The organism is Marinobacter sp. DUT-3 (assembly GCF_050379435.1).
In the GTDB taxonomy this organism is placed as follows: Bacteria; Pseudomonadota; Gammaproteobacteria; order Pseudomonadales; family Oleiphilaceae; genus Marinobacter.
Map to the genome: position 1 here is coordinate 24,644 of NZ_JBNRMG010000009.1, position 24,033 is coordinate 48,676.

Sequence of the window (24,033 nt, forward strand, 5' to 3'; positions counted from 1 at the left end):
GGCAAATACAATCCCGCTTGTTAATTGGTACGCTCATGATTGATGTGATTGTTTCTCGTAAATCCATGATTGCCGACGACGTCTGTGCATTTGAACTCGCAAGCCCTGACCACTCTCCCCTGCCAGCGTTCAGCGCCGGGTCGCACATCGATGTTCACCTGCCCAACGGCATCATCCGTCAGTATTCACTTTGCAACGCGCCTGATCATGTACACCGGTACGAAATCGCAGTCCTTCGGGAAGGCCAGTCCCGTGGTGGATCCGTCGCGATGCACGAGTTGCAGGAAGGCGATGCGCTGCAAGTCAGTGAGCCTCGCAACCTGTTTCCACTAACCCCTGAGGCAAAGCGTTCTTTCCTTTTTGCAGGCGGCATCGGCATTACGCCGATACTTTGCATGGCAGAACGACTGGCGCACATCGATGGTACCTTCCAGTTGCATTATTGCGCCAAAAGCGAAAACCGGGCGGCGTTCAGCGACCGGATCAGCGCGTCTTCCTGGTCAGACCATGCCTCTTTCTACTTCAATGAACCAGAAGGTAGCGCGCGGCTAGCCGCAAAAGCACTGAAGGATTACGAACACGGTGATCACCTCTATGTGTGCGGCCCGGCAGGATTCATTGACTTTATTCTCTCACAGGCTCGAAATTCAGGCTGGCCAGAAAACAGCCTTCACCGGGAGTTCTTTGCGAGCGACAGCGCCGAACCCCATGAAGATGACGGCGCTTTTGAAGTGCAACTGGCCAGCGATGGCCGCTGCTTCAGTATTCCCGCCGACCAGTCAGTGGCTGACGTCTTGGACGACGCCGGTGTGGAAATTCCCCTGTCTTGCGAACAGGGCGTTTGCGGCACATGTGTCACTCGTATCCTGGACGGTCAGCCGGATCACCGGGACATGTTTCTGACCGCCGAAGAGCATGCCCGCAACGATCAGTTCACGCCCTGCTGCTCTCGCGCCAAAAGCGCCAGACTGGTTCTGGATTTATAATCATCAGCGCAGTATTTTACGTAGAGGCACCGCTCATGCTTTCCTGACAGGTGCCTCTACACTGCTTCCTGCATCAGACAGAAAATTGACCCACGGCCGATTTGAGCCGATAACCAACCTCACGAACGCCATCCGCAGATGTCCCCAATCCATCGCTGTCCCTGAGCCCGTTATCGGCAATCGCTTTAACACGGTCAATGCTCTCACTGATTTCTTTGCTTACGGTACTTTGTTGCTCAGCCGCGGTCGCAATCTGATGGCTCATTTTCTCCATAAGTGAGACCGCATTTGCTATCCGCCCCAGGGCGTCACTGGACTTTTCGCTCAGCGAATAAACATCGCTACTCAGGTTTTCACAACGTTGCATACCCTCTCTGGCATCGTCGCTTGCCGCATGTAATTGAGCAATCAGGGTCTCAATTTCTGATATTGAGTCCCCGGTACGCATGGCGAGAGAACGGACTTCATCCGCGACGACCGCAAAGCCGCGACCATACTCGCCCGCCCGCGCTGCTTCGATAGCCGCATTTAATGCCAGCAGGTTGGTCTGCTCTGCCACTGAACGAATGACATCCAGAACTTTTCCAATCTTCTGACTCTCACTATCCAGACTGACCATGGCTTTATTGCCTGCGGTCATCTCGGATACTAACTTCTCACCGGTCTGTCGGGTTTGCTCCAGTATCTCCTCCCCCTCGTTTCCGAGATGAGTAGCCTGATCAGCCGCCTGACTCGTTTCTACCGCATTTCTTGCGACTTCGTGCGCCGTCATCGTCATCTGGTGAACGGCACTGGCCACCTGCTCGGTTTCTGCATCCTGTTGCTCCAGCCCCTGCTTGGTCCGTGACGTCACTGAAAGAAGCGTTGTTGCGGTTTCATCAAGATGCTGAACGTCACTGCGGATTCCCAGAACCATAGTATTCAAACGCTCGGCCATGCGCTGCATGGCAGCCTGCAACTGGCCTACCTCGTCACTTCCGGTTTGCTTGAAGTCCGCGATCGAGAGATTTCCGTCGGTAATCCGGCGAACCATTTCCACGCAGTTACCCAAGGGATCGACAATCGACTTGCGAAGTAACCAGGCCGCCAGGCCGCCAGCGGCCAGCGCAAGCCCAAGGGCCGTCAGCAAACTTGCACGACTTTCTCTTCCCTTCGCTTGCAGAGCCTGCAAACGCTGATCATTAAGCTGCTGCAGTACTATCCCTACATTTTCTGCGGCCACATCTGCCTTCTCCGCCTCAATTTGAGATTGCTGGACACTGTCGTAATAGCGTTCAAAGGCGGTCCGATAGCCACCTAGGGCCTCCAGGGCCTCGGATAAAGTTTCTGATTGCTCCTCACTCAACCGCGCAGCCAGGCTCCTGATGCTGTTCGTCGCGTCGTTTACCCTGAGTTCCCAGTCAGAGATGTACTGATCGTTGGGGTCAAGCACCCAGTGCAGCTCACTGTCCCTGATCTTTTGCAGTTTCTCGTTCAGGCCGACGACCTGCTCCAGTTGGAAAAGACCTTGCGCATTTATAGTGCCATCCTGCTCAGATTCGTAAGCCAGAGAATCGAGTTGATCGAGAAACGCTCCGTAAAAACTGGAAGACATCTCCCGGGCATGCTCAAGCATATCCATTTGCGATGAAACGGACCGATTGAGTTGAATGGAGAGATCTTCAAAAGCAGTGGAAAATTCGGCAAGAGCTTCTTCTACACGCTCCCTGTCACTCCTGGACCAGCTTTCAGAGAGGCCGTTATGTCTGTCCTGCATATTCTGAATGGATTGGCGTACCTGCTCGGCATCGCCAGGGTTACGGCTGAGTGCGAAGCGCTTTTGTAATACGCTTAACTCAACAGCTTGGCGGCCAAGCCGCTGTTCGTGCATCATCAACTGGATGCTTTTTTGTGTATCCTGCTGGGAATTCAGTGCATTCAATGCAACCCAGAGGGTTAAAAAGAGGATCAGGGCAAAGCCAAGCGCCAACCGCGTACCCACACGCAAGTGGCGCCAATTCAAAATTGAGTGACGCATATGTCATTCCGATTTTTTCGTTATCATTCAGGATAAAAAACATGCACATCGCGGAAGGGAAGAGGACTCCACGCAATGTCAGTAGAGTGAATGGTGCTCTTCGGAATAACTAATCGTTTCTCTGGAAGGTAGGTATTTAAGAAGAAGATGGGTGGCGTTTGAGCCACCCGAATTGCTGGCTCAGTCTTCAAACGCAAGTCGTTTCGCCAGGTGGCAATTCACTTTTCCATCACAGCCCAGGCACAAGCTACTTGCACGACAAGACAAATCTTTCCCGATGCTGCCGGAAGCACCAAAGCGGTGGCCGGAACATAGCCAATATTCAAAAAAAGCGATAACACGTTTCATGGCAGACCTCCTGCAATCATATGCTGACATGATATGTATACCGATCCTTCTCTTCATTGACACACATCAATCTGCAGATTCGTGAGATCGCATTTAGCGACTGTGTAGGAGGAACTCGTTTGATTGATACCTGGAGACCCAGGACCGGAACCTAAATGCTTCAAGGTACGCGGCCCAGGCCTGGAGTAAATCAATTAAGAGCGTTTGCGGAGATAGCTCACTCCCACACAGCTGCTATTCTTCTTTCAGCTTCAGTTTTAGCAGTTACTCCGCCTTTGGGGACACTCGATTCCAAGCCGTCGCTTCGCCCCCATTCCTTATTAAGCAGGAAGTAGGAAAGTGCTGGGAGTAGAACAAGACAGCTGACCATGTTACCAAGGAACATGAATGCCAGAAGCAGCCCCATATCCGCCTGGAATTTAATGGGCGAAAGCAACCAAGTAGAAACGGCTATGGCCAATACAACACCTGTCAGGAGTACCACGCGACCCGTCGTCAGCAGTGCGCGATAGTATGCTTGTTGAAGGGAAGCACCACTTTTCAGGTTCGCCATCAGCGCACTCATAACGTAAAGGGCATAATCGATGCCTATACCTACGCCAAGAGCAATCACTGGGAGTGTCGCGACCTTGATACCGATACCAAGCGTTGCCATTAGCGCCTTGCACATAATCGACACGAAGATGAGCGGGATAATGGCGCAGAGTACTGCCCGCCAGGATTTAAACGTCAACAAAGAAAGCAGGATTACCGCCGAGTACACCAGCAACAACATTGTCCTGTCCGCCTTTTCGACGACCTGATTCGTTGCAGCCTGAATACCGGCGGTACCTGCAGCAAGAAGAAACTTGGCGTTTTCTGAGTTGTTTTCCCTAGCGAATGCCTCAGCCGCAGACGACACGTTCTCCAAGGTCTCTGCTTTGTGGTCATTAAGGTACGCCAGCACCGGCATCGTATTGCACTGGATGTTATAGAACTCCCGCGGCGCATTTGCCGTAACAAAGTTCAACATGCTTTGGTTGGGCAATAGATCCAGCCATTTAGGGTGACCCTCGCTCAACCCTGCCAAGACGTGGCGGGCCATACTGGCTAGCGACGCAGTGGAGTCTACACCCGGCAAAGCACGCAAACGCCACTCCAGCGCATCCATCCGCATCAGCGTGTCGTAGTTGGAACACGCACCATCTGGCGTACGAACCAATACGGCAAAGATGTCTGTGCCTGCGCCATAGTGTTCCTTCACGTAGCCTACGTCCCGGTTATACCGGGAGTCCGCTCTTAGTTCCGGCGCCCCCTGGTGTACGTCCCCAACCTGAACGTCTTGGCTGATGACATACGCGCCCGCCCCGATCAGCAAATGCACCGAAACCACAAAGAATGCAAACGGGCGGCGGGTCAGCTTACTCAGACCATGCCAGAGACCTCTGCGGTTCCCACTAATGCTTTCCAACTGGTTCTGGCGTTGAACACGCTCGCAAGCCTTCCTGCCGACACCAACATAACTCATGAGAACCGGCAGCAGAATCAACTGAGTCAGAACAAGCACCGCCACGCCGACACTGGCGGTCAGGGCAAGATGCTGGATAGCAGCAATACCGATCACCATCAGTACGGCAAAGCCGACGGCATCACTCAGGATGGCCGTAAAACCGGGCTTGAACAGCCGCCGGAATGTGAACCGTGCTGCTTCAAGACGTGATGCTCCCAGACTGATGTCCTGCATGATGCCATTCATCTTCTGGGCACCATGGCTCATCCCTATAGCGAACACGAGGAATGGAACGAGAATGGAATACGGATCCAGCGTGTATCCAAGTGTAGGCAGCAGTCCAAGCTGCCAGACAACCGCAACCAGGGAGCATCCCAGGACAGCCAGTGTGCTGCGAATACAGCGTGAGTACCAGAACAGGAAAATGCCAGCTATGACTACGGAAGCCAGGAAGAACAGCAGAATGGACCGGAGACCGTCCATCAGGTCGCCCACGATCTTTGCGAAACCTGTTATGTGAATATCAACGGCATCCGAGTCGTATTTGCTGCGGATCTCCTCAAGCAGCTCGGCGAATTCAGCATAGTCGAGGGGTTCACCGGTTTTCGGGTCAGTGTCAGATAGAGGCACAAAAACGACACTCGAACGCCGATCAAACCCAACAAGCTGACCAATCAGGCTGGAGCGTTCAATATTCTTTCGAAGCTCCTGAATGCTCTGCTCGGAACCATCGTAATCATTGGGGATAACCGGGCCGCCTTCCAGACCAACTTCAGTTACCCCGGTCCAGCGAGTGTTCGGCGTCCACAGTGATTTGACTCCTGTTCTGTCCGCACCTGGCAACAAAAACACTTCGTCACTAATATCCTTGAGGGTATCCAGGTACTCTTTGTCAAAGATGGTGCCCTCTGTGTTGGCCACGGTGATACGTATCGCGTTGCCCAGACCGTATACATCATCCTTCGTTTCCAGATAATTACGGATATAGGGATGGTCGGTGGGTATCATTTTCTCGAAGCTGGCATTCAGCTTCAGTTCCGTGGCCTGGTATGCCATCACAAGCGAGAAAAGTGCACACGCAACAACAATCAACAGGCGATTGCGGAAAACCAGTCGCTCCAGTAATCCACCACTGTCGAGATTTTCTGCCGAGTGCTTAGATCGGTTCCCCGAGGGCGAATGCTCGTGCTCTTGTTTCATTGCTGTTCTCCAGGCTCAGTCGATAGCGCCTGAGCGTCAAACCTGATGGGGCCTCGGAAGGTTGCTGCCACGAACGCACCGTCGCCTGAAGATATCAGGGTGGAAGATGGAGGCAGGGATCGCATTGGTATTGGGCTCAGGCTAAGCTTTTCGACTCCGGCCTGGTAGACGTTTCCAGCCTGGTCGACTAGCAACACCCGCTCGTCCGTTACAGCGAAAGAACCATTGATCGAAATTCCCGAATTTGCGGGAAGCTTCTTAAAACTGTCATCCGAGGGAGAATGGATGAAAGCATTACCCCTGAGCCCGGCCAATAGCCAGTCACCAGAGTTCACCGGTGAGATCGTAAAGAAGGAACCGCTATAGGGCGTCTGATGCTGGAAAAAACGCTCATCAGGCCCATCTGCCCTGAGATAGAGACCTTGCTCACCAACCATGGCCATGCTCGTGCCATTTGAGCTCAATCTATACAGGTGCAGCATGTCGGGGTTTTCAAGCTGTTCGAACCATGGCTGCCAGGTTAGCCCCCCGTTTTCGGTTCGAAAAGCCAACCCAAACGCACCAATAATAAACCCCTGCTTTTCGTCCAGAAAAAGGACATCCAGGAAGGGCTTGTCCGGGCCGTCCTCAACCAACAGGTTCGCGTAGTTCTGTAGTGGCCAGGCTTCATCCTCGGTCATCTCCGAGGTTATTTCCCCAACCCTTGCGTCGATAGCCTTCGCGGCCCGGATCCCGTCATACTGCTTCTCCCAGGTCTCGCCACCATCGCGGGTATGGAGAACGACGCCAGAATGGCCTACCGCCCAGCCAAGTTGTTCATTGACAAAGTCGATGGCTGTCAGCGTGACACTGACGGGTGATGGCACCTGTCGCCACGACTGACCATGGTCATCTGACAGAAGGATGACACCTCGCTCACCGACAGCAACCAGTCGGTCACCTGCTGACGCCATACCGATAGTGATTGACCGCTGGGCTTCATCAGTCATCAATGCCGGTCGTTCGTGGGGCAAAGACAAACTCTTCTCAGACTCTGCCCTTACGTCACCAACGCCCAACGATAACGAAAGTGCCAGCAATAGGACGCAAAAGGGTTTAGTGCTCATTTCGTAATTCTCTGGGTAGGCAGCCGGCCCGGGACCTTGGACCGGCTGTGGAGGATTAGCGAAGACCGCGTGACATCAATCCGGATGCGGTAAAGATCCTGGTTGGGTATCGGTCCGTTTCCACATACTTCAGATCCGTCTCGTTATAGACACCGTTGGCATACCAGGCACCTGAGACCAGATCATAAAAGCCGTTGGTCATTACTGTGGTGGCAGGGAGATCCGGCCTTACCACTGGGATTCCCCAGAGCGTCTTCCAGAGTTTATCCTGTTGATCCCAACGATCTGCCAGTACCGCATTCCAGGAGTCTTCGTCGATATAGTAGATGCTCCGGGGTGCCTGGTGGCGCTGCCCTTCTTTTAGCGTGGCCTCTACCACCCAGACCCGATGGAGTTCCCATCTGACATACTCAGGATTGAGGTGGTGTTCGTCCATGAATTCGTCGTCGCTTTGAGCCTGCAGCATGCGATTGGAATTGTACGGAACATACATTTCCTTTTTGCCGAGAATCTCCCAGTCAAACCGTTTGGTTGTACCAGAAAACAGGCGAAGCTCATCGAAGCTCTGGACACCCGCCGTAGCCGGTGTCGGAGTGTCACAGCATGATTCTGGGAGCTTTCTGGTGCGACGCTGGCCTGTGAGGTAAACGTAGGCTTCACCCTGTCCCCAGGTATTTCGTCCGACGATGCCCTCACCCGCACGGATGGGCGGCCCTTCGTTGATCAAACGGATATTGTAGATTTCCCCGTTGTGGGACTCCACCGACCCATCAGGGAAATAGTAGGGGTACTGTTCTTCGGCCACCGCATCAACGGTCAGCACATGGTCGCCATCTTCGGTACCCAGCACACCGTGGAACCGACGCTTTTCCGCAACACCTTTCCACGACACCAGGTGGTTCCAGATAACCTGCTCACCGTTCTGAGGAATGGGGAAAGGAATACCGCCATGGGCATTCTCTGGCCGCATACCACCGTCCGTATCCTTCACAAGTTCAGCGCGGGTTGCGTTCTTAAGGGTATTCTCATAAACCCATTCCGGCGCTGCGGCAGTGCGATGTGTTTCGTACACATCAATACGATAGGTCTCAGGGTATTTTTCGAACATTGCTTTGACGCCGTCGGTCAGCTTGTCCGCATGCTCACCCATGTTATCTGCTGTTATGGAGAACAATGGCTCGTCATCAGCAAACAGATCGGGTCTTGGCTTCTCGGACGATTCAGAACCAGAACCTGTATACCCACCTGTCCACTCAGGAATGGTTCCATCGTCGTTGCCTGCTCGCTCCCCACCCAGAGGCATGAGTTCGCCTTTCAGACGCTCAGCTTCCTCAGGGGAAACAGCGGCCGGAGCCACCTGGGCGGCCGCAAGGAATATGCCGGTCATTCCCGCCAGGAATGGCCTGGTCCAGTTTCTTTTATATTTGTTTAACATGATTATTGCTCCACTTCCCCATTCAAACTATTGTTTTAAAAGGTTCGATTGACCGAAAAAGCTACAAAGTCACGGTCTTTCAGGTTTTGCTTGTAGGTAAACACATTCTCCCCATTCGCATCTTCCCCTGAACCGGGGCCAGCAGGTCCGAAGTATCCGGTATAAGACAGGGAGAAATCCCATTGACCAAGATAGGTGCCGCCGACGCCGATACTGTACACGCCACCTTCCTCAACGCCTCCATTGAATGCAGCAATAGCACCTGAGCGACCGTCGAGGTTGTAACCCACCGTAACCGGAATAGAAAGGTCAAGACCGGACATCGCTTGTCGATAGCGTGGCGTGTAGCCGACTCTCAGTCCCGTCGCATCTCGGGTTGTTGTGGAATCAAGAGCTTCCGGATTCTCATCCACGCTTAGCACTCGGTTCCAGGCAATTTCGCCTACGAATGTCGCCTCCCGGGAAAGCCAGTTCGGACCGGCGCTATACAACCATGACACCTGCGCGTGCGCTGTATTCCCCACAGGGTAAGGCGGATTTGCGCGAATATCCTCTTCCGTGGATCCCGGAGGGGCTCCATCGGTAATGCTTACGAGGTTGGTATTCCGCCGGGTTGAAACCTCAAACCCGACACTGGCATCTGCGATCACCATTGATGCACTGGCACCGAAGAGGTCAATATCCTCGTGATAGGCCAGACCATAGGACCCCAACACGGCACCCGGCCCTGGTGGTGGGGGTGAGGCTTTGTAGGTTGTAACTGTTTGCGGGCCCTTTGAGTGGAAACGGATCGCATAGAGCCCGTAGTCTATTTCACTGTCCGGCAGACGGAAGCGAACTGACACGCCCCCTTGCCCCGAATCGTCGGCGTCGTAGTCATTCTCTCGCAAGATTTTGTAAGGACCTGCAATAATGAAATCTGAACCCTTGCCCAGGACATCCGTACCCGCCAGGTAACTGCCCTGGCCCGGGAGCCGGTTTTCTTCCCACTCAAACTGGTAGTAGGCAGCAAAACTGAGGTACTCATTGAGCTGCAGCTGTCCAGAGATCTGATTGACCGGCCGGATGGCTTCGCGAAACTGTGTACTTGGAACCGAGGTCAATTTGACCACATCGACAGGCGCCATGGCACCAGCGACACCGTTGGCCCCCAGAAACAGACTTTCCCCCCAGATATGGGCGTGCCGCCCCGCCCTGACATTCAGCGCACTATCGCCAATCACCCAGAAGCCAGTAGCGAACAGGTCGAGCAGTTCTGCGTCACGGCCATGAAGCTCCTGGGTTTCATCGGAAAACTCGTCAGCCGGACCAAACTGGTTAACGGTACTGGGAGAGTCGTTATCATTGCTTTCGTTATAGACCGTGTCATACCACGCGGCACCACTCACCCGGAACCCGTAGTTCTGGTAAACCACATCGATCTCGGAAAGAACATCAAATCGATTGGAAACCAGACCCTTGTCAAAATTCCGGTCGCCATCGTCAGCATTCGGTGCATCGGGGGGAGTAATTTCGTCAGAGCGGTCTTTTACCCGGAAAGCGTTACTGTATTTAAGAGTATTGTCCCAGCGCACTGACAGATCGGGGTTCCCAGTACTAATGCTGGCTGCGTTTGCGGCGCCACTCACCGCCAGGGCGATAAAGACTGGCAGTGATGCCGCGGTACCGCCTCGTAAGGCAGCACGACATGCTTGATTGAGTTTGTTTTTGTTCACCACTCGCCTCCAAAAATGATTGTTATTTTCCGTGCGAATCTCAGCTGGTTCGTGTGAGATAAATCAAGACTAAAGCGGCGGCGGTATCGGGGGAAATGGTGAATGCTGATAGCAAGCATCTCCTAATCAGATAGCTCGAAAGGAAAGGGAGTCTCGACGGAGGAAAACATAACCCATTGTTTAAAAAGATATTTATATCCTCTTGCATGGGCGACGAGCAAAAAAATAGGGGCATGCCTCACACAGCATGCCCCTATAAGCTTCCACTCCGACATCCGACAGGTATTGCCTCGGGTTATTGCTTAGTAAAGCCCTCTGGAAAAACAATGCCGACTTTATCAGCGTACTCCCACCAGGCTTTCTTCATGGCCTCGACACGCTCTGGATACTGATCGGCCAGATCGGTCGTTTCACCAGGATCCGTTTTCATATTGAATAGCTGCCAGTCAAACGGCTCGTACCCGTGATGGAATCCGGGTTTGGCTGACAACAGCTTCCAGTTTCCTTCCCGGTAATAAGCATTGCCGAACAGCTCTGCTCCCAGCCCTGCACCTTTCCCATGAATCTCATTACCACTCTGCAGCATGGGCACCATTGACTTGCCTGTAATCGGCAGGCGCTTCTGCCCCTGGAACTCGGCACCCGGGTCCTTCAAACCTGCGATTTCGAGAAAGGTTGGAGCAAGATCATCTACGCGAGCAATGTGCTCAAGACGGCCCGACAAACCTTGATCACCGGGCATTTTAATCAAAGCGGGTACCCTGACCCCGCCCTCTGCCATAGTTCCCTTGGTGAGATACAGCGGAGCGTTGCTTACTTCCGCCCATCTCAAACCATAATTGATATTAGAGCCAACTTTACCGAGATTGTCATAGCTATCGTCAGTTTCAGGACCATCTTTGAAAAAGATTTTATGATTCAAGGCGTCCGCCCCGTTGTCGGATATGAACACAATCAGTGTATTTTCGTACTGTCCTGTTTCCCTGAGGTAATCGAAGAGGCGGCCAACGTTATCATCCAGGTTATCAACCATGGCCGAATAGATTTCCATCTTGCGAGCTTCGTAACGCTGCTCTATCTCGGTCAGCTGATCCCATTTCGGGAACTTCTCACTGGCAGGCATAGTACTTGCCGCTACAAAATCTTCCGGCAGAAGTCCCAACTTCCTCACTCGCTCGATACGCTCCTTACGAATCTGCTCAAACCCGGAGTCATATCGTCCCTGATACTTATCCAGATATTCTCTCGGGGCCTGTAACGGCCAATGTGGGGCAGTATAGGCTGCATAAGCAAAAAACGGCTTTTCCGAATTTCGAGTTTCTTCAAGATACTCAATCAACTGATCCGTATAGTAATCGGTTGAGTAAAAGTCATCCGGCAGATCTGCGTATTTCACCAACTGCTTGTCACGAGCATAGGGCATTCGCTCCATCACAGACGGCTGCTCGGCAACAGGCTTAAAGTGCGAGCCACCACCCGGCAATAAGGCGAAAGAGCGCTCAAAGCCGCGGTTTACCGGCCACTGGGATTGCTCTGAGCCAAGGTGCCATTTACCAGCCATCAGGGTGCGATAACCGCCATCTTTCAAGAGCGCCGGCAGCCAATGTACGTTGTCATTGAGGTGTCCCTCATAACCGGGCTCGCCTTTTTGATAGGGATCAAGCGCTTCTTTCATGGTTCCCAGGCCAGCAAGATGATTGTCAGTTCCCGACATCAGCATGGCCCGGGTCGGAGAGCAAGTCGGTGCAGTATAAAACTGAGTCAGTTGAACACCTTCGCTGGCCAGGCTATCCAGGGTCGGCGTCTCAATTTCACCGCCATAACTACCTAAATCCGAATACCCCAGGTCATCTGCCACAATCAACAGAATATTAGGCTGCTTACCAGAATCTCCGACGGCGCCTGCCTGGGCAGCTATGGCCACCGCAAAAAGAGCAAGTATTTTTGTTGAAAATTTCATTGGCTTTTCCTTGCGAGTGCGCACTGTTTAGTCTTCAAATATGGCTACAGCACGAACAAACCCCGCTGACGCGTGCTTTATCTTGTAGGGAAAACAGGAAACCATGAAACCCGTGGATGGAAGCTGCTCCAGATTACTCAGCTTCTCCATCTGCCCGTAGCCAATATCACGACCAGCTTTATGCCCCTCCCAGATAATGGAAGGGTCGCCACTCTCGGCAAAACGCTCTCGAGTGAACTTGAACGGTGCGTCCCAGCTCCATGCGTCCGTGCCGACAACTCGCACCCCTTTTTCCAGGAGGTAGAGTGTGGCTTCCCGCCCAATCCCGACCCCGGTATCAATGTAACCAGGCTCGCCGAACACAGATCCGGCGCGGGTATTGATCAGCACAATATCCAGCGGTTGCAATTCGTGGCCAATACTCGCCAGAGCCGCTTTCATTTCATCGGCCGTGACAACATGGCCATCCGGGAAGTCACGAAAATCAAGCTTTACGCCGGGCTGAAGACACCACTCCAGCGGCATTTCATCAATGCCCCAGGCGGGCTTTCCACCATCCGTGGTAGAGGCGTAATGCCAGGGAGCATCCATATGCGTGCCACTGTGTGTTGTCACTTTCAGCCACTCGGCTGCCCAGGCCTCATCCCCGGGAAGATCTTCCTTCCGAAGCCCCGGGAACAAAGCACCCATTTCAGGCCACCCTTCCTGGTGATCTGTATATTCGATGCTTGGCAGCAATGGAGGAGGGTCAGTATAGGGGTTATTTTCCAGAGTGACGGACAGGTCGACCAAACGTCGTTTTCCGCTGATCATCAGACAGACTCCTTAACAAGATGTTTATGTGTTGCTCCTGAGGCCGGCTTCCCAAGCTCTCCAGCATGCTCCGCCAAGGCGTTCCTCACCAGCCGATGGACATTGCCATCATGCGCAAGTCCGAGTTGACGCGCCCAGGGCGTACGAATTTTCGGGTATTGTCCAAACAATTTTTCAATGTGGGCGTCCGGCTCAAACGTGACCAACGAGCGACGCTCTTCCCCGAACCGTTTAGCAAGGGCGTCTACTACTTGCGCAATGGAAAGATGCAGCACTGGCAGTTGGATGATTCGGTGCTTGTCGAGGGAAGCCGCATCCACCTCAGCCAGCCTGACCAGGTTCTCGACGCAGCATTTCAACGAAAGCCACCAGGCAGTGGCCGTTTCGGAAACCGGACAAATGTAATGCCTATCTTCTGCGATATGAACCAACAGATCACTCATGAACGCAGAGCCCATACCGCGAGACTGTGGTCTGGCGACAACGCCGGGAAGGCGGACGGCACAGCCATCTATTTCCCCTCGACGTCCCAGGTCATCAACGAGCAGCTCAATCATATGTTTGTGGCAACCATAAGAAAGCCTGGGCCGGACAAAAGACCTCTCGTGAAGCTGTCCCGCCAGCTCATCACCGTAGACGGCCACACTGCTGGCAAACACCAGGCGCACGGCGGGTTCCATACACCTGATCTGCTCAATGATCTCTTGTGAACCCAGCAGATTGACCTGGTAGCCTAAAGAATAATCTTTCTCCGCAGCCGCACCCGGAACACTGGCCAAGTGAAATACAATGCTCACTCCATCTGCCAGTACACGGCGCAGCAGTCTTGGATCGCCGATATCCCCACAATGAATTCTGACTCTGGAATCGGAATACTGCTTTTCAAACTGCCTGTCGACCAGTAACAGACGGGTAATCTTTTTCCCTGCGACATCGCTGGCATGGAGTAACTCTGCAACCAGAGCTCTTCCAATGAAGCCATCCGCGCCCGTAACAAGGACCCTCACAGGATCTCACCGTGATCGCTGCAAACGATACGTTGTTCGATGACACCGAAAATCGAGGTGTTATCTTCCCCAATTACTTCCATGCGCACGCTGTCACCGAATTTCATGAAAGGCGTCTTTGCAGATCCGGAGTCCACTATTTCCAACGCCCGCCTCTCGGCAATACAGGCAGATCCAACGGACGAATCCGCATTGGAAACTGTTCCGGACCCAATCACAGTGCCCGCGTGGAGTTTCCGTGTTCTGGCGGCGTGGCCAATGAGTTCGGGAAAGCTGAAGTGCATCTCTCCACCATGAGGACGCCCAAATAGAGCACCATTCCATCGCACCTCCAGCGGCAGACACACCCTCCCCTGCTTCCAGCTATCTCCCAATTCGTCAGGCGTGACCGCCACTGGTGCGAAGGCGGATGACGGTTTTGCCTGAAGAAAACCAAAACCGGTCCGCATCTCCCGGGGCCCGAGAGCTCTCAAACTGACGTCATTAACCTGCAGGATGAGTTTAATGTGCGCTTCAGCCTCTGCAGGCTTACAGCCCATCGGGACGTCACTGAGCAGAACGGCAAACTCTCCCTCAAAGTCGATACCATCCTCTTCCGAGGGCAGAATCACATCATCCAGGGGACCAAGAAAATCATCGCCGGCCCCCTGGTACATCAGGGGAATTTTGTCCGAGTCAGGGATCGGCTCAATATTAAAAGCCTTCTCCATCAGGCGACCATGGCTCTGGAACGCAGAGCCATCCAGCCATTGGTAGGCTCTGGGCAGGGGCGCGGCGACCTGCTCGGGTTCAAAGGGAAAGGCTTCCCTAGCATTGCCATTATTCAGAGCCTGGTATATCCCCTCCAGTTCATTTTCGGAGTCAGACCAGTTTTCGATAACGTGCTGCATGGTAGGGGCAATTTGCGGCACCTGGACCGCCATTTCCAAATTGCGGGAAACAACAACCAGCTGCCCATCCCGGGTACCGTTTTTCAAAGTCGCAAGCTTCATTGAACGTCTCCTGTTCTCAACGAGATATATCAGCGAATCAAACCAATGGGTTGCAGGATTCAATAGCTAAGCGCAATGAAAAACCGGATAACTGACTCTGATAATTGGGAAAAACAAGTTATTCATTGACAGCACCTTGGTCTGGATTCTTATAATGTTTTTATCTTATGTCTTGTTCTGTTTTTAAGCGCACACCCATCTTCATTACCGGGGAGGAAGTTGACAAATCGATTCTCGGAATGGAATGTATCCTGAAAAATAATAGGTGCCGGGAGTGCCTTAATGCGTTTCAACAAACTTGATCTGAATCTGCTCGTTGCTCTGGATGTCTTGCTGGAGGAACGGAACATTACCCGCGCAGCCGAGAGGCTGCACATGACACAGTCTGCGACAAGCGGTGTCCTTGCCCGCCTCCGCAGCTTCTTCGAAGATGACCTTCTGATCCAGGTTGGCCGCAAGATGCAACCAACCGCGTATGCCGAGCAGCTGGCCCCTCCTGTGAGGGAAGTGTTGCTTAAAATAAACGCTGAAATCACAACACGCCCTGTCTTCGATCCGACAACAAGCGACCGGAAGTTCAGGATCGTCACATCGGATTACTTCATAACGATTGCCCTTGCAGATCTGATCGCCAACATCAGCCAAGAGGCTTCAGGCATATCGTTTGATATACTCAGCCCCGCAGATGGCCCTGGAGACCTGCTGGCCAGGGGGGAGGTTGACCTCCTGATTATCCCTGATCAGTTCATCGACTTTGATCAACCATCCGAGTTCCTGCTTGAAGAAGAGCTTGCCTGCGCAGTTTGGGCCGATAACAAACTTGTTGGGGACACACTGACCTTCGAGCAATATATGGAACTGGGACACATCTCCGTGGGTTTTGGTTTGGGTCGTAAACTCAGTGTCGAAGACTCACTAATCAACGAATACGGAACGTCCAGACGGATCGAGGTAGTGACACACAACTTCAACACATTGCCACAGTTGCTGCTTGGCACTGACAGAGTAGTTACGACTCACAAAAGACTGCTTGAACGCTACGCAAAATATCTTCCCATCAAGGTCTTGCCCACACCTGTCGCCCTGCCCGCTACGAGAGAACACATGGTCTGGCATCGAAGCATGGAAAACGATCCGATGCTGAACTGGTTGAAGGAACAAATGAGACAGTTAGTGCAGTCAATTTAGCACTTGGGGCCGGAGGTAGCTGAGCTACTCCCTTTGAGCCAACGACTCTGCAATCTCCGGAGCGTAAGTCCCATCAACCAGCACAAACAGCATCCTGCAGATCTCTCCAGAGCGATTCGCCCAGGCATGATTGGTTCCTCTCTGGACAACCACGCTTCCGGGACAAAGCTGAACCTCTGAGTCGTCGAGAACCAGCGTCAACTCACCCTGAATAACGACGCCATAGTCAATGGACTCGGTTCGATGCATGAGAGGATGGGGAGAGTTGGACTTCACCGTCGACGCATTGGCATCCCCAATTTGTGAAAAAGCATCCCTCATCCTTGATGAACCCTCAGAGAGGAAGTCCTCGCTGTCAGGCGGAATGTCGACAAACCGAATTCGTGTGCCCGTACGGGGTGGGGGCAGGTGCAAAGACTCCAGCGTGGGATCATCACCGTTATCGATGAACGCCGGAGCTGAAGTGGTGCTCCATACTTCGTGGAAGACGGTGCCGGGAATAGCCTCAACCTCAACGCTCATCGGCAGAGGCCCTTCGCTTGAGACAATTGCCTTGCCATCTGCGTCGTGGCCAGTCACAACGCGGTGAATCTGGGGAAGTTTCATTGATTATGCTCCCTATTCCTTTCAAGCAGCTTTAGTGGGATAGCCATCCAAGGGTCACTCGACCAGCAACAGAAGTCCCTGTTCAGCCTTCACCGGTACAGGCTCCAGAGACTGCCCGAGACAAGGTCCATAGACACACAGCCCGCTTTCAGGCAAAAAGCGGGCATTATGGGCATAACAGACGATCTGTCGGTGGTCAGCCGAAAGGAAACGGTCCTTCCGGTATTCCATAGGCACCTTGAGGTGAGGACAACTGTTGCGGTAGGCCCGAATAGCACCATCGACCTTTACGACAAATATGCTGTCACGCCCCTCATGATACGGATCAAACCCAAGTGCCTGCCCTTCGGACAGGTCACTGAGATCGCAAAGGCGTTTCCCTGCCATTCAACCTAGCCCTTTGGTGGTGGGCCGCCAGCTGGCGCCCACTTATCCCTGGCAGTGAACAGAAATAGCTGGGAATTATCCGCAGACATCGGCGCCACGCGGGCCTCCCACTGGTCGTCATGGATGTCCATGTCGGCGTCATACTCGATATGACACCCCAGAGGGCTGTTGAAATACCAGAACCAGTTCGAACCAAAGAGATGCCGACCCGGGCCCCAGAAGCTGGTGTAGCCTTTTTCCGCAAACCGTGTTCCCGCCAGCAACACTTCGGTTCCGCTGCCCATGTGGAAAGTGAAGTGTTCCACTCCCTGCATATGGGGTGGCGTCTGGATGAAAAACAAAGCATGGTGGTCTTCCATGGCCGGCGCCCGCATAAACGGGCCCACATCGGAGAAGGAGTCCGTCGTTACGAACTTCAGGCGTTCCGCATAGAAAGCCTCGGCCTTTTTCGAGTCCGGAACAAAAAACACCACGTGCGACAGGGTGCGTGGCTCTGCCGGCATCTCGGGATCGACACCAATCTGGTTTGCCGGTCGCTGGGGCGGATGCCCGGGCGCGTTTGTAAGATCGTCAGGCGCGTCGATCGGGCGACGAACCGTCAACTGGAATCCAATGGCAAAGCCACAGTCATCGATGCTGTGTACCGATCCGTCGTCGCCACGGTTCACTGTGCGGTCTTTGCCGAGCTCGTCGGCAATCTGTTCCAACGTCTCCGCATCCTCGACGCCGTAGATTGTTTCGCGTATTGATGGAGCAGGACCGATAGCAGGCGGCAAAGACTCGTCATCTGCCTTACGCAGAACAACGGCGGTTCCGTCCAGTGCCTCGAAGCGGCCCCCAGAGGCCGTCACATCACAAGCCTTGAGTCCGTAGTCCACCAGACACTTCGCGCATTCGTCCAGGTCCTCGACACCGAACACCAACTCATCCAAACCTATTATTTTCATTAAGTCTCTCCGTTCTTAATTATTACGCAGCCAGATCCCTCAGCGGGATATACCCGACGTAAACCTGACAACGAACTCAGATAGCTACAGAGTGAAATGAAAACCGGGAGATGACTAATCGTTTGTAACAAGGGCAGGTATTCGGTACGAAGATACTTCGTCCAGCAGGTACTATTGAATGTCTCTGTTCAGTACCTGGATTTCGGGAATTCCGGGAAATCGGGTTATCAGCTGTTGAGTGACTTTACGAGCCTCGGGAAAATTCCCGAAACGATAAAGCGCAACAGCGTAGCGATAACCATACAACCATTCTCCGGGGGCTAGCTCTGCAGCTCGCTTGAGGTCGTTCAGAGCCTTGTCTGAATCGCCAATCCCAATCCAGCTTAATCCCCGAACATGGATTAACTGTGCCTGGTCCGGGTCAGATCGCAATACACCGTCTATCACATCCACTGCCTCCCGGGCCCGCCCCCCGGAACGCAGAATGTTTGTCAACAGGAGTGCTGCAGGCGCATAACCAGGGTCTTTCTCCAGAGCAATCCGAAGGTCTTTTTCGGCGTTATACACACGATCCGTGGCGAGGAAGAACCTTGCGCGGTTTGCCCGCCCCGCAGGTAGGTCAGACTGCATGGCAAGATACTCTTCGTATTCAACCCAGACTTCTTCCGGCAGGTCCCCGGTATGCCCTGACAGGATCAGCGTTTCTATGGCCGCCAGGCGCACGGATAACGCACTGTCATCCAAAAGGTCACGGACGGCTGCAATCAACCTGGCCCCTCCTTCGCGGGCCACTTCAGCCGCTACAGCCCGGAGTAACGGATTGTCCAGAGCCATCTGTTCAAGGACCACTTCTGGGTAATTACGTGCGATGTCGGTGCTGTGCCTGGACAATAATGTTGCCCTTCGAATGGCTGGCTCATTTTGATTGCGAATAAAACCGGCTATATCTGTCAGGTTTCCTTGCTGTTGACGAAACCAGTGGGGACGCCTGGTAATATCTGGCGCCCACTCTTGCACAGTTGCCTCAGACCAATCCGGTGTTTTGTCGCTGTGGCAACCAAGGCACACATCCGGGCTTCCGCTCTCCTTTGCAATGTCCGGACGCGGAACCATAAAGCTATGATCCCGTCGCTTATCTATTTTCATAAACGTACGCTCAGGCATGTGACAGTTCACACACTGCGCGCCGCTGCTGGCAGGTGGGTGATGATGATGCGCTTCTGTTTCGAAATCCGCAGCAGCATGGCATTGAGTACACACCGCATTTCCTTCGGCGACGAGCTCGTTGCTGTGGGGGTTATGACAATTGGAACAAACTACGCCTTTCTGAAACATACGGCTCTGTTCAAAAGAGCCCATCACGAAAACCTCCTCCCGGACCTGTCCATCCGGGAAATACAGTGGTTCGTGAAGTAGTGAAAGTCGATAATCGTCATGGACGCTGCGTGAGGAATCGTCATTTAGACGAGTTCGCAACGAATGACACTTGCCACAGGTCGGCACTTGATCTGGACTGGAAGTTTCACCCACATGGCGTGGCGGCTTGCCCTTTCTCCCGAGCAACCAAGCCCCCATCGCGGAAAGTTCCACCCCCGCACCAAGACTCTCACCCGATCTTTGCTGCTGGGCATGTGCTTCAGCATCCTGATGACAAGCCGAACACCCAACAGAAATGTGATCGCTTGTGGTGCTATAGCTGTCGGATTCAGGAGAGTAGTTCCTGGTCAGACCCGTACTGTGGCAATCCGCACACTGGCTGTTCCAGTTCTGATATATGCCAGTCCAGTGGAATGGGTCGCCGGGGTGATCAGCACTCGACTGTCCCAATTGAAACCAACGCTGCCCACCATCCTTTTCTGGACGGGCGTCCCAGGCAATATCAAAGGCCTGCAAGCGGCCATTTTCTGTCTCAAGGAGATATTGCTGAAGGGGGTAGCTTCCGAAGGTATAAGCGACCGGGTAGGAGACCATGACGCCACTTTCGTTGACCATTCGAATTACCGGGCGGCCATCTTGCTCGTCAAACTCTACCGTCAGTTCATCACTGCGGTAATATTCCCCACTAAAATCACCCTTAATATTTCCTGTGGTGGCTTCGGCCATCGCAACAGCGTGATTAGATTTTTCCCACTGAGCAACCTCTGACTCATGACATTCCTGGCAACTTTCCATAGCCAGAAGCGGAGAAACTGAACAAGCCGTGGCGAATAACAATAATAGTGTTCGACTCAACATGGCGGGTGGACTACCCCTCTCGTTCAGGCGCGAGCAAGAGCCCGCTCTTCGGTTCATGACATGCTGAGATCAATCCGTAAACCGGATATAGCTTTCATGAGTTAGTAGGCGTTAGCCTTGGCACAAAGTAATGCCTGGCCTTGATAGGCCAGGCATTACTTACCGGAGAAAAACTCCGTGCAAAGGCTTCAACGTATAGCGTCAATCTTCGAACGTTAAGCCGAAATTAAAGTCAAACAACGTGTCCTCCGCAGGATAACCAGGGGCATCAGGTGCATTATCAACGACAGCTGACAGATTGTTCGCGAGTGCAAAGGGTAATCGACCTTGCGGAGCAAATTGTCCAGATACCACATCCATCAGGGACGGATTATCTACGCCAAACGTTGCCATTATGGCACCAGCATCTTTTAAACCACTGGCGTCATCAAGAACATATGGATTCCTGAAATATACGCTCAGAACCGTATTCTCCGCACCGACTTCACTCATTACAGCCTGGATTTCCGAGAGACTGGGTGACATCTGCCAGGTCTCTGTTTCGGCCATCGCCGTAAAAGAAAGGTCATTCACCTCCCAAGGAACCGGACCGCCAAACACCAACCCGAGACCAAACATATCGTCGACACATTGGGGGTTTACCATGGGATACATCCGACAAGGATCCTGAGCTCCCCAGGTCTCACCGGTCAGCGGATTCAGAAGCTCGGGATTGTCGCCCGTTTCTGATCCCTTAGACCTATAACTACGTAGAAGCGACCCTTGGTTTTCGACCTTGACCCGGATAAGTGCGTAGTCGTCCCCGGCGGCAGAAGGCCTTGGCAGCGGGTTTCCGGAAGAATCAACCGGTTCACCATCCGTGACCTGATAGCCATAGCTCTCGACGTCACCGGGCGCTATGCCCATCACATAGACGCTTGCCCCCTGCCGGAGAGGCAACACCTTCAGTCCATCCCCTCCAAGCTTGTTCTGGAGCAGAACAATGGACTTGCGCATGATGTCCCTTGCAACAGCACGACTTTCGTCGCTGCCAACTACACCCTCGGCGTTTTCACTATCAACATAGGGATTTTCAAACAGACCCAATTTAAACATTGGTTCTAGGACTCGCCCTGCCGACATTTTGATTCGCTCTTCCGACAGCAATCCAGCATCAACCAGCCCTATTATCTGGCTCAAATCATGAAACCCCGACAACACGTCAGTTCCGGCATCAATAGCAGAGGCTATTCGCTGAGGAACCGTTTTGTCCTCCAGGCCCCACGAACGCTCTGTAATAACTCCTGTATCAGAATTCACGTAACCCGAAAATCCGAGTTCATCTCGCAGCAAATCTGTTACAACCTGTTTCGAGAACGAATAACCGACCTGGTCGTAAGTCACGCCCTTATAGGTAACCTCAATTGGGACACCATAATACGGCATGATAGATGCGACCCCAGCGTCAATGGCCGCCTGAAAAGGCTTAAGGTGATCTTCGAAGTTATTCGCCGGATAAATTTGATTTTTACCGAATGAATAATGCGGATCCAGCCCCATCTCCTGCGGCCCCCCACCCGGGAAATGCTTCAGGGTGAGTGCAACTGAAGACTCTGGGGACAAGGGACCACCTTGAAGAGAATTCACCAACGTTGACATAATGTTGGAGGCCAAGTCGGAGTCTTCAGTAAAGGTTTCGTGAACCCTGTACCAACGTGGCTCAGTAGACAAATCGGCCATGTAGCCATACATACCTCGGAGGCCAATTGACTCCCACTCTTTGCCCATCACATCGGCAAATTTGTTAATTATAGTCATCCCTTGACCAGGTCGAAGGGCTTCCTCTCCAAGAGCCGCAGCCGCAAGGCCAGGTTCTTTCGGAAACGAGGTAAAGGAACCGGCAGCCGCATTGATGCCAACACGGGGATCATCATCATAATGATTGCGGGCGTTGGACTTGAATAGGACGGGCACACCTAAGCGACTCGCCTCCGCCAGTTCCTGAATCGAATTCATGTATTCAGCGGCCTGGAAAGGTGTCAACGTATTTCCCGGCGTAATCCCGCGATCTGGACCGCATCGACCGTCCAAACTCACAACGTTGCGAAAGATCAAACGACGCATATTCTGATTGTTAATATAGTCGTCGGCCGCATCAGGAATCGCGCCCTCGCAACCGCCGTTTAAGGTATCGATCATCATCAGCCCGGCCGCTTCTCTGATGGACATACGAGCTACAAGATCATCTACCCTTTGATCATTCGATAAACGCCAATCTTCATAATCATTCAGCTCACCATCTGCGTTCAAATCGCGGAATCGAAGCCCATCCACTTCGATTATAGGCTTGGAGCCAGAAACCAACTGGGGCTGAACAAATGGTGCATCGCCTCGGCTATTAGAGTCGGACAAACATCCTGCAAGCAGCAATGCGCTACTCACTGCGACCATGCCCGGCGGTAAAAATGTGGTTCCTTTTTTCCTCATTATCCCTCTCCATTGTTTTTAGATTTTGGGTATGACTAAAGACAGGCGCCAGCTTTTAAACCTGGAGAACTGACCCTGAACAAGTCTGTTATCGGAGAAGGGAGGTCACTAATCGTTTTTCCTGAACATAGGTATGTCCAGGAAAAATACCAAGCACCAAGATTCGGATTTTATTGAGAAAACCAACTGCCGTGGTGGGAATGAATAAAGCGCAAGCTACGAAGTTCAGCGGGTTGTCTCACGCACTCGATTGGCGGCCTGCTGCAATCTTGGCAGGTATGTTTGCATCAACGTTTCCATAGTCACCCGCGCCGCGTTGGTGCTGATATTGATCGCTCCCAGCAATTCACCATTGCCGGCAAACACCGGCACCGCCACGGAGCGAAGGCCCGAATCCAACTCCTGATCCAGAATGGAATACCCCTGCTCCCGGACTTTGAGGATTTCCTTTTTCAGAGCGTCGGAACTGGTGATGGAGGAAGCGGTGTAAGGCTCAAGCCTTATCCGGGCAAGAAACGCCTCCAGCTCCCCATCCGGTAATTGCGCCAACAGCACCCGACCCATGGAGGTATAGGCCGCCGGTAGGCGGGTACCCACTGACAGGGTGATGGCCATCAACCGGTGTCTTGCCGATGAGCGCACCACATAGACCACATCGTCACCATCCAAAACTGCCAGCGACGACGACTCCCCCAGCTCGGCGGTAATGTCTTCCAGGTATTGCTGGATCACCGCGCGGTACTGGTTAGAAGCCTGGTAGGCATAACCCAACTGCAGTACGCGGGGAGTCAGCTCAAACTGCCGGCCGCTTCGCTTCACAAACCCCAGAGAGTGAAGAGTCAGCAGGAAACGCCGCGCTTTGGCCCGATCCATGTCCGTGCGCGCAGCCACTTCGCTCAGGGTCATGCGGGGATTCTCCGCATCAAACGCCTGCAACACCTCCAGCCCTGAAGCCAGCGCACTTACATAGTCCCGGTCTCCAGGCTTGAGAATCTGATCGTCCATTCCTGTTCCTTCCTCCCCTAAAAAAGCACCCGCGAATGGTAGCAGCTCGTTCGGTATCCGAACATCCGTGCATTTTTGCTGATTGGTGAAAATTTGTACTTGACGACAGTAAAACCTTCGCGCCATTATGT

The 24,033-nt window shown here is 53.1% G+C and carries 18 protein-coding genes; 2 read left to right on the forward strand and 16 right to left on the reverse strand.

Annotated features, from left to right (window positions below; genetic code table 11):
- Window positions 1-35: 35 nt before the first annotated feature.
- Window positions 36-986 carry a PDR/VanB family oxidoreductase gene (locus tag ACQUWM_RS13530; RefSeq protein ID WP_428922504.1) on the forward strand — a complete coding sequence of 317 codons (951 nt, stop codon included), beginning with the start codon at window positions 36-38 and terminating at the stop codon, window positions 984-986.
- 73 nt (window positions 987-1,059) lie between these two features.
- On the opposite strand, the gene ACQUWM_RS13535 is transcribed toward ACQUWM_RS13530, so the two are convergent.
- The 10 genes from ACQUWM_RS13535 to ACQUWM_RS13580 all read right to left on the reverse strand — a co-directional run bounded on the left by ACQUWM_RS13535 (window position 1,060) and on the right by ACQUWM_RS13580 (window position 15,068).
- A complete protein-coding gene (locus tag ACQUWM_RS13535) occupies window positions 1,060-3,003 on the reverse strand; it encodes a methyl-accepting chemotaxis protein (protein ID WP_428922505.1) in 1,944 nt (647 codons plus the stop codon).
- Window positions 3,004-3,183: 180 nt separating this feature from the next.
- The gene (locus tag ACQUWM_RS13540; RefSeq protein WP_428922506.1) at window positions 3,184-3,351 is read right to left on the reverse strand and encodes a hypothetical protein; all 168 of its coding nucleotides are present in this window, start codon (window positions 3,349-3,351) and stop codon (window positions 3,184-3,186) included.
- A gap of 217 nt (window positions 3,352-3,568) precedes the next feature.
- Window positions 3,569-6,040, reverse strand: coding sequence for an efflux RND transporter permease subunit (locus tag ACQUWM_RS13545; RefSeq protein ID WP_428922507.1), 2,472 nt, complete (start codon window positions 6,038-6,040; stop codon window positions 3,569-3,571).
- Window positions 6,037-7,029, reverse strand: coding sequence for a YCF48-related protein (locus tag ACQUWM_RS13550; RefSeq protein WP_428922508.1), 993 nt, complete (start codon window positions 7,027-7,029; stop codon window positions 6,037-6,039). Before ACQUWM_RS13550 ends, ACQUWM_RS13545 begins: the two co-directional genes overlap by 4 nt.
- A 172-nt stretch (window positions 7,030-7,201) precedes the next feature.
- The gene (locus tag ACQUWM_RS13555; protein WP_428922628.1) at window positions 7,202-8,533 is read right to left on the reverse strand and encodes a DUF1329 domain-containing protein; all 1,332 of its coding nucleotides are present in this window, start codon (window positions 8,531-8,533) and stop codon (window positions 7,202-7,204) included.
- Between the two features lie 83 nt (window positions 8,534-8,616).
- The gene (locus ACQUWM_RS13560) at window positions 8,617-10,296 is read right to left on the reverse strand and encodes a DUF1302 domain-containing protein (protein ID WP_428922509.1); all 1,680 of its coding nucleotides are present in this window, start codon (window positions 10,294-10,296) and stop codon (window positions 8,617-8,619) included.
- A gap of 295 nt (window positions 10,297-10,591) precedes the next feature.
- Window positions 10,592-12,256: an arylsulfatase gene (locus ACQUWM_RS13565; protein ID WP_428922510.1), complete on the reverse strand. Its 1,665-nt coding sequence runs from the start codon at window positions 12,254-12,256 to the stop codon at window positions 10,592-10,594.
- 27 nt (window positions 12,257-12,283) lie between these two features.
- A complete protein-coding gene (locus ACQUWM_RS13570) occupies window positions 12,284-13,069 on the reverse strand; it encodes a cyclase family protein (protein ID WP_428922511.1) in 786 nt (261 codons plus the stop codon).
- On the reverse strand, window positions 13,069-14,076 hold the full coding sequence (locus ACQUWM_RS13575) for an NAD-dependent epimerase/dehydratase family protein (RefSeq protein ID WP_428922512.1): 1,008 nt from the start codon (window positions 14,074-14,076) through the stop codon (window positions 13,069-13,071). The genes ACQUWM_RS13570 and ACQUWM_RS13575 overlap by 1 nt, the downstream gene beginning before the upstream one ends.
- The gene (locus tag ACQUWM_RS13580) at window positions 14,073-15,068 is read right to left on the reverse strand and encodes a fumarylacetoacetate hydrolase family protein (RefSeq protein WP_428922513.1); all 996 of its coding nucleotides are present in this window, start codon (window positions 15,066-15,068) and stop codon (window positions 14,073-14,075) included. Before ACQUWM_RS13580 ends, ACQUWM_RS13575 begins: the two co-directional genes overlap by 4 nt.
- Window positions 15,069-15,350: 282 nt before the next feature.
- Between ACQUWM_RS13580 and ACQUWM_RS13585 the strand changes: the two genes are divergently transcribed.
- A complete protein-coding gene (locus ACQUWM_RS13585; RefSeq protein ID WP_428922514.1) occupies window positions 15,351-16,256 on the forward strand; it encodes a LysR family transcriptional regulator in 906 nt (301 codons plus the stop codon).
- 24 nt (window positions 16,257-16,280) lie between these two features.
- Here ACQUWM_RS13585 and ACQUWM_RS13590 read toward each other — a convergent pair whose 3' ends face one another.
- From ACQUWM_RS13590 to ACQUWM_RS13615, 6 genes are all read right to left on the reverse strand, one after another.
- Window positions 16,281-16,862 (reverse strand): cupin domain-containing protein, encoded by a 582-nt coding sequence (locus tag ACQUWM_RS13590; protein ID WP_428922515.1) that lies wholly within the window; start codon window positions 16,860-16,862, stop codon window positions 16,281-16,283.
- 54 nt (window positions 16,863-16,916) lie between these two features.
- The gene (locus ACQUWM_RS13595; protein WP_428922516.1) at window positions 16,917-17,249 is read right to left on the reverse strand and encodes a Rieske (2Fe-2S) protein; all 333 of its coding nucleotides are present in this window, start codon (window positions 17,247-17,249) and stop codon (window positions 16,917-16,919) included.
- A gap of 5 nt (window positions 17,250-17,254) precedes the next feature.
- Window positions 17,255-18,196, reverse strand: a complete 942-nt coding sequence (locus ACQUWM_RS13600) for a VOC family protein (protein ID WP_428922517.1) — start codon at window positions 18,194-18,196, stop codon at window positions 17,255-17,257.
- A 171-nt stretch (window positions 18,197-18,367) separates the two neighbouring features.
- Window positions 18,368-20,431 (reverse strand): cytochrome c3 family protein, encoded by a 2,064-nt coding sequence (locus tag ACQUWM_RS13605; protein ID WP_428922518.1) that lies wholly within the window; start codon window positions 20,429-20,431, stop codon window positions 18,368-18,370.
- Between the two features lie 201 nt (window positions 20,432-20,632).
- Entirely contained in the window at window positions 20,633-22,897 is a 2,265-nt protein-coding gene (locus tag ACQUWM_RS13610; protein ID WP_428922519.1) for a glycoside hydrolase family 3 protein, read from the reverse strand.
- A gap of 225 nt (window positions 22,898-23,122) precedes the next feature.
- Window positions 23,123-23,902, reverse strand: a complete 780-nt coding sequence (locus ACQUWM_RS13615) for an IclR family transcriptional regulator domain-containing protein (RefSeq protein ID WP_428922520.1) — start codon at window positions 23,900-23,902, stop codon at window positions 23,123-23,125.
- Between the last annotated feature and the right edge of the window lie 131 nt (window positions 23,903-24,033).

Excerpts from the sequence above, each read along its gene's own strand:
- ACQUWM_RS13530 (WP_428922504.1), top strand. The coding sequence starts at position 36 with ATGATTGATGTGATTGTTTCTCGTAAATCCATGATTGCCGACGACGTC.
- ACQUWM_RS13535 (WP_428922505.1), bottom strand. The coding sequence starts at position 3,003 with ATGCGTCACTCAATTTTGAATTGGCGCCACTTGCGTGTGGGTACGCGG.
- ACQUWM_RS13540 (WP_428922506.1), bottom strand. The coding sequence starts at position 3,351 with ATGAAACGTGTTATCGCTTTTTTTGAATATTGGCTATGTTCCGGCCAC.
- ACQUWM_RS13545 (WP_428922507.1), bottom strand. The coding sequence starts at position 6,040 with ATGAAACAAGAGCACGAGCATTCGCCCTCGGGGAACCGATCTAAGCAC.
- ACQUWM_RS13550 (WP_428922508.1), bottom strand. The coding sequence starts at position 7,029 with ATGACTGATGAAGCCCAGCGGTCAATCACTATCGGTATGGCGTCAGCA.
- ACQUWM_RS13555 (WP_428922628.1), bottom strand. The coding sequence starts at position 8,533 with ATGACCGGCATATTCCTTGCGGCCGCCCAGGTGGCTCCGGCCGCTGTT.
- ACQUWM_RS13565 (WP_428922510.1), bottom strand. The coding sequence starts at position 12,256 with ATGAAATTTTCAACAAAAATACTTGCTCTTTTTGCGGTGGCCATAGCT.
- ACQUWM_RS13570 (WP_428922511.1), bottom strand. The coding sequence starts at position 13,069 with ATGATCAGCGGAAAACGACGTTTGGTCGACCTGTCCGTCACTCTGGAA.
- ACQUWM_RS13580 (WP_428922513.1), bottom strand. The coding sequence starts at position 15,068 with ATGAAGCTTGCGACTTTGAAAAACGGTACCCGGGATGGGCAGCTGGTT.
- ACQUWM_RS13585 (WP_428922514.1), top strand. The coding sequence starts at position 15,351 with ATGCGTTTCAACAAACTTGATCTGAATCTGCTCGTTGCTCTGGATGTC.
- ACQUWM_RS13590 (WP_428922515.1), bottom strand. The coding sequence starts at position 16,862 with ATGAAACTTCCCCAGATTCACCGCGTTGTGACTGGCCACGACGCAGAT.
- ACQUWM_RS13595 (WP_428922516.1), bottom strand. The coding sequence starts at position 17,249 with ATGGCAGGGAAACGCCTTTGCGATCTCAGTGACCTGTCCGAAGGGCAG.
- ACQUWM_RS13600 (WP_428922517.1), bottom strand. The coding sequence starts at position 18,196 with ATGAAAATAATAGGTTTGGATGAGTTGGTGTTCGGTGTCGAGGACCTG.
- ACQUWM_RS13605 (WP_428922518.1), bottom strand. The coding sequence starts at position 20,431 with ATGTTGAGTCGAACACTATTATTGTTATTCGCCACGGCTTGTTCAGTT.
- ACQUWM_RS13610 (WP_428922519.1), bottom strand. The coding sequence starts at position 22,897 with ATGAGGAAAAAAGGAACCACATTTTTACCGCCGGGCATGGTCGCAGTG.
- ACQUWM_RS13615 (WP_428922520.1), bottom strand. The coding sequence starts at position 23,902 with ATGGACGATCAGATTCTCAAGCCTGGAGACCGGGACTATGTAAGTGCG.